The organism is Rothia sp. HMSC061D12 (assembly GCF_001836735.1).
Classification (GTDB): domain Bacteria; phylum Actinomycetota; class Actinomycetes; order Actinomycetales; family Micrococcaceae; genus Rothia.
Genome location: NZ_KV830307.1, coordinates 299834 through 310851 on the forward strand (window position 1 = coordinate 299834; position 11018 = coordinate 310851).

The 11018-nt window shown below is 50.2% G+C and carries 7 protein-coding genes; all 7 read left to right on the plus strand.

The features are described from left to right. The first annotated feature begins 61 nt into the window (after nucleotides 1-61). The 7 genes from HMPREF2682_RS07865 (at nucleotide 62) to HMPREF2682_RS07900 (ending at nucleotide 10937) form a co-directional block, all read left to right on the plus strand. A complete protein-coding gene (locus tag HMPREF2682_RS07865) occupies nucleotides 62-2026 on the plus strand; it encodes a pentapeptide repeat-containing protein (RefSeq protein WP_070832999.1) in 1965 nt (654 codons plus the stop codon). 176 nt (nucleotides 2027-2202) lie between these two features. Next, on the plus strand, nucleotides 2203-3846 hold the full coding sequence (locus HMPREF2682_RS07870) for a pentapeptide repeat-containing protein (RefSeq protein WP_070833003.1): 1644 nt from the start codon (nucleotides 2203-2205) through the stop codon (nucleotides 3844-3846). 171 nt (nucleotides 3847-4017) lie between these two features. Further along, nucleotides 4018-5994, plus strand: coding sequence for a pentapeptide repeat-containing protein (locus tag HMPREF2682_RS07875; protein WP_070833006.1), 1977 nt, complete (start codon nucleotides 4018-4020; stop codon nucleotides 5992-5994). Nucleotides 5995-6153: 159 nt separating this feature from the next. Continuing rightward, a complete protein-coding gene (locus HMPREF2682_RS09310) occupies nucleotides 6154-7443 on the plus strand; it encodes a pentapeptide repeat-containing protein (protein WP_083321781.1) in 1290 nt (429 codons plus the stop codon). A 361-nt stretch (nucleotides 7444-7804) separates the two neighbouring features. Next, entirely contained in the window at nucleotides 7805-8281 is a 477-nt protein-coding gene (locus HMPREF2682_RS07885; protein WP_246827287.1) for a low molecular weight protein-tyrosine-phosphatase, read from the plus strand. After that, nucleotides 8281-8949: a nucleoside/nucleotide kinase family protein gene (locus HMPREF2682_RS07890; protein ID WP_070667061.1), complete on the plus strand. Its 669-nt coding sequence runs from the start codon at nucleotides 8281-8283 to the stop codon at nucleotides 8947-8949. Before HMPREF2682_RS07885 ends, HMPREF2682_RS07890 begins: the two co-directional genes overlap by 1 nt. Nucleotides 8950-9686: 737 nt before the next feature. Next, nucleotides 9687-10937, plus strand: a complete 1251-nt coding sequence (locus HMPREF2682_RS07900; protein WP_070833016.1) for a multidrug effflux MFS transporter — start codon at nucleotides 9687-9689, stop codon at nucleotides 10935-10937. The last annotated feature ends 81 nt before the right edge of the window (nucleotides 10938-11018 follow it).

Sequence of the window (11018 nt, forward strand, 5' to 3'; positions counted from 1 at the left end):
GCTACCCGCCTGCCGTATGCTGGTTAGGACCATATCCTCTCAAAGTAGACAGGAGGCCTTCATGTCAGAGCCCACCCAAAAGACCAAAAGAAAATTTCCTCGTTGGATATTAGAATTATTTACGTTTATTTTCATTCCTTATCTCATAGTATACATATCTAGTCCAGTTATCTTCGGAATTATTTTATTTATCGGTATACCTGTTTTTATTTTCTTATACTTTCGCCTTACAAACCATATCATCAATTCAGAAAATCCCACTGGGCACAAAAAATTGAATATTCAACAGGCCCCCGAAGCTAAAGAAAAAAGCACCAAAGACCAATTTCTTAAACGATTTTATCTTGCTATTCTTGCATTAATCACCGTAATTCTAATCGTCTTTCTCTTAGGGAACATTAATAGCTATAGAGAAACAATGATAAGCCTCCCAGACAATTTCACCTTCTCCACCAAAAGTCAGGAACTTTCAAAAATTCACTCTCTTCAAAACATTATTTTTATGCAGATGCTTGGAGTTATCTTCCTAATTTTTCTCACTGCCTGGTTTTTTAGAAAACATATTAAATTAACGCTAAGAAATCATATCTTACGAGTATTTGTAGCAACAGTAATATCTGGAGGCATACTCGCATTCACCATCCCATCTTTTTTGTATAATTACAGACTCATCGGGGAGACTAAAGATTTAACAACCGCGTTACTTGGAGTTACGGGTGGAGTTGTTGCACTATTCTCACTCATCAAAAGCCATCAAAAGAGCGAGCTTGAACGTGAGCAATTGGAGGTCCAGAAGCAGAAAGATAGCCGAGATCATATACGTCAACTGTATAGCACATATGGCGATCGATTTGACAAAGCTGTCACAGAACTTAACAACAACGACAGAGACGCAAATATTGCTTTTGCTGCTGTTTACAAACTTTCACACCTTGCTGACGACTGGCTCGAATTCAAAAATCTTGCAACCTCCGAAAAAGATTTGTCAAAGTTCGAGGACAAAGCCAATGCTGAAGTTCAGACTATTATCAATGTATTTTGTAAATACATTCGCAGTATGCCACATAAATACACTGACAAAATGCTTGAAAGCGGAGACATCCCTAAAGAAGATGCTGAAATTCGTCGCCTTATTCTCTCAGAGATTAGCGACCACCTCGGAGAGATTATCAAACATGACAACAATATAGAGATAATTCCTGGGCCCTGGAGTCATTTCAATTTTGATTTTAATAATGCACGAATTTTCTACCCCCTTAATAACCTAATTATTAAAAATTCAAATTTCTCCGATGTTGTATTCCATGGCGAAGCTAAATGCAATCAGACAGTTTTTATAGATGAATTAAACTTTAGTACTGTACCCTTCAAATCTACAGCCGATTTCAGTGGAGCGACCTTCATGAAGAAAGTTTACTTCGGAGGACTATATAACATAGATATTTTCAAAAATAGTGCATACTTCAGAAAGGCTACTTTTGTAGAGACGGCCCACTTTAGGGCACAATTTTCTGGCAACGCGTATTTTGAGGATGCAAATTTCAAGCAGGAAGCTAAATTTGAGTCTGCAGTTTTTAAAAATAGTTCTTATTTCACAGGTGCAACTTTTGAAGGAAATGCTGATTTTACCGATGCGACATTTGAAAATACTACAACATTTAATCATGCGACTTTCATAAAGGATTCAATATTTTCATATGCAACTTTCATCAAAGATTCGACCTTCATTGGAGTATCCTTCGAAAAAAAGGTACACTTCAATGCCTGTTTCAAGCAGTTTTCACCAGCTTTTATAATGGTGCCAGCGGGGCAACCAGAAATTCCTAATATGCGAGCCAGGTTCTCCCTCCACTCGGCTCAGAAGGACTACGATTTCTCAACCTATAACGGTAAGACTATTCCGCCGGGCACAGCCGAGCTTGACGGAGTAGAACGAAGTATCCCCATCGGAACTGTGCTCTTCAACCCAGATATTAAGAATAAAAAGACAGGAGAATACACCCGTATGAGTAAGCCTGCAAAGTAAATAGGATGTTACTAGAAAAAGAAAGAAGCCCCTCTAAATAAGGCCCACCTACGGATGCCCCGTCTGCACCTCTCGTGCAGGCGGGGCTTCTTCTTTTGCCCATCGCGAGCGCATAGGGTGGGGTCCTCCCCTATGCTGGTTATAAGCCAGCACCGGAGCAGGAAGGGCACACCGCCATGAACCTCAACAAACTCTTAACCGCGCTGCGGCAACACAAAAACACCCCGGCACACAACCAGCAGGCAGGGCGGCGCGAACGCTACACGCACGCACTCGAGCAATTCCTTGACGGGCAGCCCGCCGTACGCCTCAGTGGGGCGTACACGCTCGCGAACCTCGCAGACGAATGGCTCACCGACGCATCCCTCCCCGAGCAGGTACGCCGCGAAGAAGCCCAGGCCATCATCGACGCGCTGACCGGGTGCATCCGCACGCCCTACCCCCTCGCACAGAAGCGGCAGGTCCTAGAATCAGGCGAGGCCCCCGAAGGATACGAAGGCGACTTTACGCGCGATCAGGAGGCATTCCGCGAAGAGCAGCTGGTGCGCCGCACCGTCTTCATGGAGTTCAGCCGCCGCCTCGCCGCAATCGCCGAGAGCAACAAGGCAGACAGCGAAGAAAGCCAGCACGCGGTGCCGCCAATATCGCCCATGTGGGCTGATCTGTGCTTCGACTTTGGCGGCGCACCCATCTTCTACCCGCTACGGCAGCTGCACTTTCAGAACGCCGATTTCGCCTCCGCAACCTTCTACGGCCCGGCGGATTTTTCCGGCGCAACCTTCCACGGTGACATCAGCTTCTCCGCAGCACAGTTCACGGCTGACGCATCCTTCAACAGCGCAAATTTCAACGACTGGGTGGGGTTCAGCGCCGCGCACTTCGCGGGCGCAGCAGAGTTCAGCGGGGCACACTTTGCAGACGCGGCAAGCTTCGCAACCGTAACCTTCACCGGCGGAGCCGACTTCTCAGATGCGGTCTTCTCGGCTGCGGCTGACTTCGCGGTATCCACCTTCAAATCCGATGCCGACTTCTCACGCTTGAACACCGCAGGCATAGCCAGCTTCGCGGCAATCACCTTCGACGGAAAGGCAGTATTCACCGCCTCCACGTTCCACGATGAGGCACACTTCGCCGCGTCGGTCTTCAACCGTCCGGCGGTGTTCTCCAAGTCGCTGTTCGGCGGGGTCGCGCGCTTTGCCGGAATAGCCACCAAGCAGTCCGCAATGTTCAGCAACGTACGCTTTGCGAGCGCGGCGGACTTTAGCGGGGCGTCCTTCACACAGTACGAGGATTTTGGTGGGGCGCGGTTCGACGGCGACGCCACGTTCAGCCGGGCGTCTTTTATTGCGCTTCCGAGGACGCGCTATGAGATGGACTTCCCGCAGAGAGCGAACTTCGGTAACGCGACCTTCGCGCAGGATGCCGACTTTAGTAAGGCGACGTTCACGGCGCATGTCGGCTTCTACAAGGCGACGTTCGCGCGGGAGGTGAGCTTCAACGGGGCGAGCTTTGAGGGCGCCTACTTCGCGGATGCGACGTTCAGTCAGAAGGCTGATTTCAGGCAGACTAGCTTCGCGTACGTTGAGCCGTCCTTTGAGGCTTTGGAGAGGCGGCTGCAGAGGGCACGGTTCTCGGCGCAGGCGGATCCGCAGGATTACCTGTTCGAGGCACGCCCGGAGAGCCCGCACGGTTTCAGCTGTGGCGAGGCGGAACTTCTTAACAGAACGTTCATGCTCCCTGTTGGTGCGGTGCTGTACGACCCGGATTCCTGGGACGAAGAGAAGCAGGAGTACACCCGCGTTAGTGAGCCTGCGCAGTAAAACCTAGCTCCCCCCTGCCGTCGGGGAAGCTCCCACACACATATGCACAGACCCCGCCCGTGCATCCAGCGCTGGCGGGGTCTTCGTTATGACCGGGCGCAACTCATGGCAAGCAGCTTTACCCTATGCTGGAAGGTGAACATTCCTCTCAAAGGAGATAGAGATAGGGATATGGTTAAAACGATTAAAGATTCCAAAAAGCCGCTGCAGGAACCTAGCTGGTGGAGTAAGTACTGGTTTTATACAGTCCTCATTTTGTTAGCCGTGATTGGGGTTCCCAGCGCTTTTTTCATTCCGGCGCTAATCCCTGGGCTCATCAATGATGGCAATAGCATTGTGTCCGTTCGTCAGGGTATTCTCGCAGTCTTAGCAGGAGCCCTTACCATGCTCACGCTCTCGGAGACCCATCGCAAAAATACCTATGAAAAGAACAAGAATGAGCGGGACCATACCCGTCAAGTACTCGCGGAACGTCGTAGCCGTTATGCCAAAGCTGTCGAGCAGCTAGCTGACGAGAAAGCCGCCGTCCGTCTGGGCGGCATCTATACCCTTGCAGGTTTGGTCGATGAGTGGCTTGCTGATGATGCTCTCGAGCTGGAAGAACAGCGAAAAGAAGGACAGGTCATTATTAATAATCTTTGTTCATATGTCCGTGCGCCCTTCCCCCTGGTAACAAAGACGGAATATCTTCAGTCTGATGTAGATATAGCACCTGCTAACTATGTAGGAGACTTCGTTGCAGACCAGGCGATGTTTCGTGAAGAGCAGGATGTACGACGAACAATTTTTGCAGAAATTAGCAATCGCAGTAGTACCTTCACCAAAGATAAGAACGGGAAAGTTTTTGTAACCCCTGGCGCGTGGAGTGAATTTGATTTCAATTTCAGTTGGGCACCAATTTTCTACCCTTTGAGTAACCTCACCATTGAAAAAGCAATTTTCTCTTCTACCAGATTCTACGGTGACGCAAATTTCCTCAAGACATCCTTTATCCAGAACGTAGACTTTAGCCGAGCAACTTTTAACGGTAAAGCAAAATTTAACGGTTCAAATTTTGTTCAAGAATCAACCTTCAACGAAGCGGTCTTCAACGAAGCAGCAGATTTCTCAGACCAAGGGGATGTCAAAACATTCTTCGGCGGGAAAGCTTCCTTCAACCGCGTAAAATTCACCCATGAAGCAAACTTCAACGAGGCAGATTTCGCTCAAAAAGCATCTTTCAGGAACGTAGTCTTTACCCAGGAGGCAAATTTCTTCAAAACAGTCTTCCGCCAATATGCAGATTTCTATAAAGTAAATTTCAAACAACCTGCTACTTTCTTCGAAGCAAAATTTCTTGGGGAGAAGCAGGAACACTATGCAAACTTCTACGAAGCTAGTTTCAAAAGTAGCGCCGACTTCTGCAAAGTATTTTTTAAAAAAAATGCAGACTTCCGAGGTGCAATGTTTGAACAGGGCACCGAATTCAAAGATTCATTTTTTACAGAAGAAGCAGATTTCTATAAAGCAACTTTCAAAATGAAAGATGCAGACTTTACCAGAGTTACTTTCACTCAAGGTGCTGATTTCGCCAAGGCAGCTTTCCTTCAAAATGCGTACTTTACCAAAACTGTCTTTGCTAAAATCGTAAACTTTACCCAGACTACATTCACTGAAAAAGCAAACTTCTGCAAAGCAGCTTTCACCCAATATATGAAATTTAGCGAAACGATCTTTGAAAAAGATGCAGATTTTAGTTACGCGGTCTTCTCTCAAGATGCTAACTTCAGCAATGCATTTTTCCCTCAAAACGCTGATTTCAGCAAGGCAGTTTTCTTTCAAAACGCAAGCTTCCTCGAAGCAACTTTCGCTAAAGAAACACTTTTCCCTGGGGCACGCTTCGCCCAGGGCGTGAATTTCTACAACACACACTTCAAAAGCTCGGAGCCCATATTTGTCATTGATAATTGCAAAGCCAGGTTCTCTGCTCTACCGAATCCAAATGATTATCTATTCTCATTTCCTGGAACAAGCGCACCTATTCGTCTTGGGACGGCTAGGTTCCTTGATAAGTCATTCGCTATCCCTCTCGGAACTGTACTGTACGACCCAGGTTCCTGGGATGAAGATAAGAAGGAATATACTCGAATCAGCGAGCCCGCACAGTAACACCTATAGCACCATCCATTAGACGCAGCTCCCTCGAAGCCCCGCCACACATCACTGTGGCGGGGTCTTCATTTATGCCCGCAGGCAGCTCTCAACGAGTAGCCTGTACACTACACTGAAAGGTAACCGTTCCTTTCAGCGAAGACAGGAGAAACAAACATGCCAGAGAACGTCTCACCACCGTCTCCCAACGACCAGAACCAAGAAAACAAAAAACCACGTTTTAACTTATATACGTGGCTTTTTGATAAACCAGAGCGCTTCTTCTGGGTCATTGTTTCTCTTGGCCTCTTAGGAGGTTTAGCCGCTCTTATGGTGCCAAACTGTATTGACTGGCAAATTTCAAACAATAATTCTGCAGATATTAAGGCAGATGAGATTAGACAGAAATCTATCTCTGATTTACGCCTACACATCCTATATATCACGGGTGGAATTATCGCGATTCTGACTCTTCTGCAGAACAGCTGGAAAAATCAAATCGACCGCCGAAAAATTGAGGATGACATCCAGAAGAACAAGGATGATTACACCCGCCAGGTACATGCTGAACACCGCAGCCGCTATACCAAGGCTGTAGAACAACTTGCGGACGCTAACTCTGCTATTCGTCTAGGAGGCGTTTATACACTCGTCGGTCTAGCAGATGAATGGCTTACTGATAAGGACCTCAAATCAAAAAAGCAACAAAAAGAAGGGCAAGTTATTATCAATAACCTCTGTGCTTATATTCGTTCTCCCTATGAATTTGCGACAGGCCAAGCTACTGCCAGAGAAAGGGAAGTTCGAAAAACAATATTTAATGAAATTTCCATTCGAACTAAAGAAGATTCACAGAAAGACAAAACAAACTGGAGCGATCTACTATTTGAGTTTCAAGGAGCACTATTTTTCTACGAACTAGATCTCCAGGATATGGAATTTAAAAAGAATGTAGACTTTTCAGGGGCCAAGTTCTTCTACTCAGCAAAATTTAAAAATATTAATTTCAAGGGTGGCGTAAAATTTACATCTACAAAATTTTCAACTCATAGATCAACTCATGAAAATTACCTCACCTCTTTTAGCGATTGCTCTTTCCAAAATTCAAACTCTTTTGAGCGAGCCGAGTTCAATGGCGAAGTTCAGTTTTCTGACACGCATTTCAATAGCGTCAATTTTGGTGAATCACGCTTCTTCCAGAAGGCAAGTTTCTCAAACTGTACTTCCAATGAAACGCCTTCATTCACCGATGCGCTATTCACAATTTACAAATCTCATTACTTCGGATTCAAATATGATTCGCCAGATGGCATAATTCCTTCAGGGGATTCTCCTCTAGTATTTCCGGTATACCCAATAGAATTTAAAAATAATTCACAGGAAATACCAATATATTCCCGCCTTTTCGACCCTAAATCAAAGAATCAAGAAACGGGAGATTATGATAAAAGCGAACGTGCGCAATAAATAATACCCAGAAGTCCCGCTTGTATATCCAATACAGCGGGACTTCTTTCTGTAAACCCGTGGCGAACAAATGAGAAAGGTGCATCGCTACGCTACGGATAAACAACCGCAATTCAATTTGATAGAAGAGTCAAATATATCTGGGTACATCTTTAATATTTAAGGCTGATTATGGTTCCCCTCATATACATCATTTTGCAGATATAACAGTCTTATAAAGCGCAAATATATCCACAGCTGTTGCACTTTGAGTCTTGCGAGCGCATCCACCCGTCATCCACCCATCACAGCACCACACCGAGCCCCCACCGCGCTCAACCACCTGTCACCCCACCGATACACTAGAACCATGTACCGAATCATGACTGTCTGCACCGGCAACATCTGCCGCTCCCCCGTCGGCGAATACCTCATCCGCCAGCACGCCCAAGAAGCCGGCGTGCCCGTCACCGTCACCTCCAGCGGCATCAGCAACGAAGAAGAAGGCAACCGCATCGACCCGCGCGCCGCCGCGCAGCTCGCCACCCGCGGTATCGACCCGTCCGCGCACCGCGCCAGCGTCTTCACCGTCGAGGACTTCGACCGCAACGACCTCATCCTCGCCATGGACGCACCCCACTACCTGCGCCTCAAAGCCCTCGCCCGCAACGACGACGACAAAGCCAAAATCCGCATGATGCGCAGCTTCGACCCGAAGGTCACCACCACCCACCTGGACCAGCTCGGCATCTACGACCCCTGGTACGGTAGCGAACGCGACTTCGTGTACACCACCGACCTCATTGACGCCGCCGCACGCGGCCTCATCAACCACCTCAAGCAGGAAGGTGACGCGTAGTGAGTCAGCGTATCCCCCTGAACCAGAACCGCCGCGTCACCGGCACCACCGAAATCCTGGAGCTCTGCAAAGACATGCTGCGCCTGGAGCACGGCATCGGCAACGACTTCGACATGGACACCGCCGAATTCACCGAATTCCGTGCGCAGTTCCTCGCCGACTTCGCGCAGATCCCGCTGATCATCGGCATTGACGGCCGTAGCGGCACCGGCAAGACCAGCCTCGCCGCGCAGCTTGAGCAGGAGCTCACCGCCGCCGGCCACAGCGTGCACGTGCTGCACCTGGACGACTTCTACCCCGGCTGGGACGGCCTCTTCGACGGCGTGGAGGCGTGGGACGCGCTCTCCGTGCAGCTGACCGAGGGTATTGCCGGGACCTACACCCCGTGGGATTGGGAGGCGGGCGCCCCCGGTGAGGTGCGCACCGTTGACCCGGCGGCTACGCAGGTCATTATTTGTGAGGGTGTCGGCGCGATTGCTGGCGCCTGCGAGGTGCGTATTCTCGCCACCGCCCCGGACGAGGTGCGTTACGAACGCGCCATGGCTCGTGACGGTGACATGTTCCGCCCGCACTGGGAGCGCTGGGCGGCTCAGGAGGAGGCGCTGTTCGCCGAAATCCCGGAGGACTACGCGACCGTGGACTTCATCTACGACGGCGCGGCGCAGTAGCAGCCGCCTACAAGACAGTAGTGCCCAATGCTTTGTGTATCTCGAAGCATTGGGCCCTACGGCTATTCAGAGGCAGTTTTATTCAGGCGCTGTTTTATTCGGGCATGGAAGCCGGGCTAGCGGATTCCATGCGGTCTTTATCCCAGTAGGTTGAGGTATTGCTCGGCGCGTGCGTGGAGGCGGTACCGTCTTTTTCGTTACCCGAGTTGTTGCTAGAAAGCACAGCGAGGATTACGAGCAAGACGCAAGCTATGAGCAGCAGGATGCATAGCAAATATTTGTAATAGTGGTTGCGCATCTGAGGTTGTCCCTCCGGTCGTATCGCGTGGTATGACCAACGTAAGTTATGCGGTCGCCCCGAGCAATGCTTCTCAAGAATATTTCTCAAATATTTCTTCAGCGCTGGGGGTTGAGCGGCAGGCTAAGCCAAGCCGCTCAAGGGGCGGTGTTATCCGTAAGCGACATCAGGGTGTCCGAAGCGAAGCGAGGACGGGTGCCCCTGTAGGAGCGAGGATAACACCGTCCCTTCTGCATACCCTCTGCATACCCGTCCCGCTCCCAAATTAAAAAATGTCAAACGTTTAACTTACGAAGCCACCCCCGATTCTGCTACCGTGAAAAAGTTGTGCTTCCAGCCTGCGCAAGCTCATCCCCAGGGGCGGTACTACCGCATCCATGTCTTGTAGAGCCGCAGGCGCCGTTGCACGCGCATCACGCAGAAAGAAAAACTAAGACTAATGTCTTCGAAGTCGACTAAGACCTCCTTCGGGCTATCGCCCCTTTTCATTGTTGTTTTGGCGCTGCTGACCGCTATCGCGCCGCTCGCCACGGACATGTACCTGGCGGCGTTGCCCGCAGTCGCTGAGAACCTGAACACCACCAGCACGAACGCCTCGTTGACTCTGAGTGCGTTCATGGTGGGTATGGCGCTGGGCCAGCTGGTCGTGGGTCCGCTGTCGGATAAGACGGGCCGCCGCAAGCCGCTGCTGATTGGTGCGGTGGTTTGTTTTATTGCGACGGTGGCGTGTGGTTTCGCGCCGAATATTGAGCTGCTGATTTTTGCGCGTTTCATGATGGGCTTCACCGGTTCGATTGGTGCCGTGCTGGCGCGTTCTATCGTGGCTGATACGACTGAGGGTCTGGCGACCGCTAAGCTCATGGGCGTCATGATGATGATTAACGGCTTCGCGCCGGTGCTTGCGCCGCTGTTTGGTGGCTGGGTGCTGTCGTGGGGTAGCTGGCGCGATATTTTCCATGTGCTCGGCGTGATTACCGCGATTATGATGCTCGGCGTGATCTTCGTGATTAAGGAGACCCTGCCGGTGGAGGAACGCTACCAGGGCACCTCCCTGAGCGTGTACTCGGAGCTGCCGAAGGTCTTCAAGATTCGCCGCTACCTGGGTTTCATGCTGACGATGTGCTTCGCGTTTGGTGCGCTGTTCTCGTACATTTCCGGTTCGACGTTTGTGTTGCAGAAGATTCTGGGCTTGTCCGAGACTGAGTTCACGATCGTGTTCGGTGTGAACTCGATTGGTATTGTGCTGTTCAGTGCGATTGCAACGAAGCTGGTTGGTCGTGTGGCGCAGCGTCGTATTGTGAATGTCGGCGTGGTGAGCCTGCTGGTGGTGTCTTCGCTGCTGGTGGTTAGCTTCCTTATCGGTATCTCGCTGGTGCCGACGCTGATTCTGCTGTTCCTGCTGACCAGTTCGTGCGGTCTGATTTTTGGTAATGCTTCGGCGTTGGCGTTGAACGAGGCACGCCACATGGCGGGTAGTGCTTCGGCGGTGATGGGTACGGTTCAGGCGATGCTCGGTGCGTTGGCGGCGCCGCTGGTGTCGTTTGCCGGTGAGCATGAGTACCTGCCGATGGGCTTCTCCATTTTTGGTTTTGCCGTCCTGACGGCGCTGGTGCTGTGGACTACGCCGCGTAAGGATTCGGACTACTCGGCGGACGGTCTGAGCCATGAGGCCCCGGCGGCGGGCCACTAGCCTGTTGTTGATTTTTGTGTAGCTAAAGCCCCGGATGGGCGACCCGCTAAGGTGAACTGCCTCCCGTTTCTTGGACATCGA

Coding starts and splice junctions, on each gene's coding strand:
- HMPREF2682_RS07865 (WP_070832999.1), top strand. CDS start 62: ATGTCAGAGCCCACCCAAAAGACCAAAAGAAAATTTCCTCGTTGGATA.
- HMPREF2682_RS07870 (WP_070833003.1), top strand. CDS start 2,203: ATGAACCTCAACAAACTCTTAACCGCGCTGCGGCAACACAAAAACACC.
- HMPREF2682_RS07875 (WP_070833006.1), top strand. CDS start 4,018: ATGGTTAAAACGATTAAAGATTCCAAAAAGCCGCTGCAGGAACCTAGC.
- HMPREF2682_RS09310 (WP_083321781.1), top strand. CDS start 6,154: ATGCCAGAGAACGTCTCACCACCGTCTCCCAACGACCAGAACCAAGAA.
- HMPREF2682_RS07885 (WP_246827287.1), top strand. CDS start 7,805: ATGACTGTCTGCACCGGCAACATCTGCCGCTCCCCCGTCGGCGAATAC.
- HMPREF2682_RS07900 (WP_070833016.1), top strand. CDS start 9,687: ATGTCTTCGAAGTCGACTAAGACCTCCTTCGGGCTATCGCCCCTTTTC.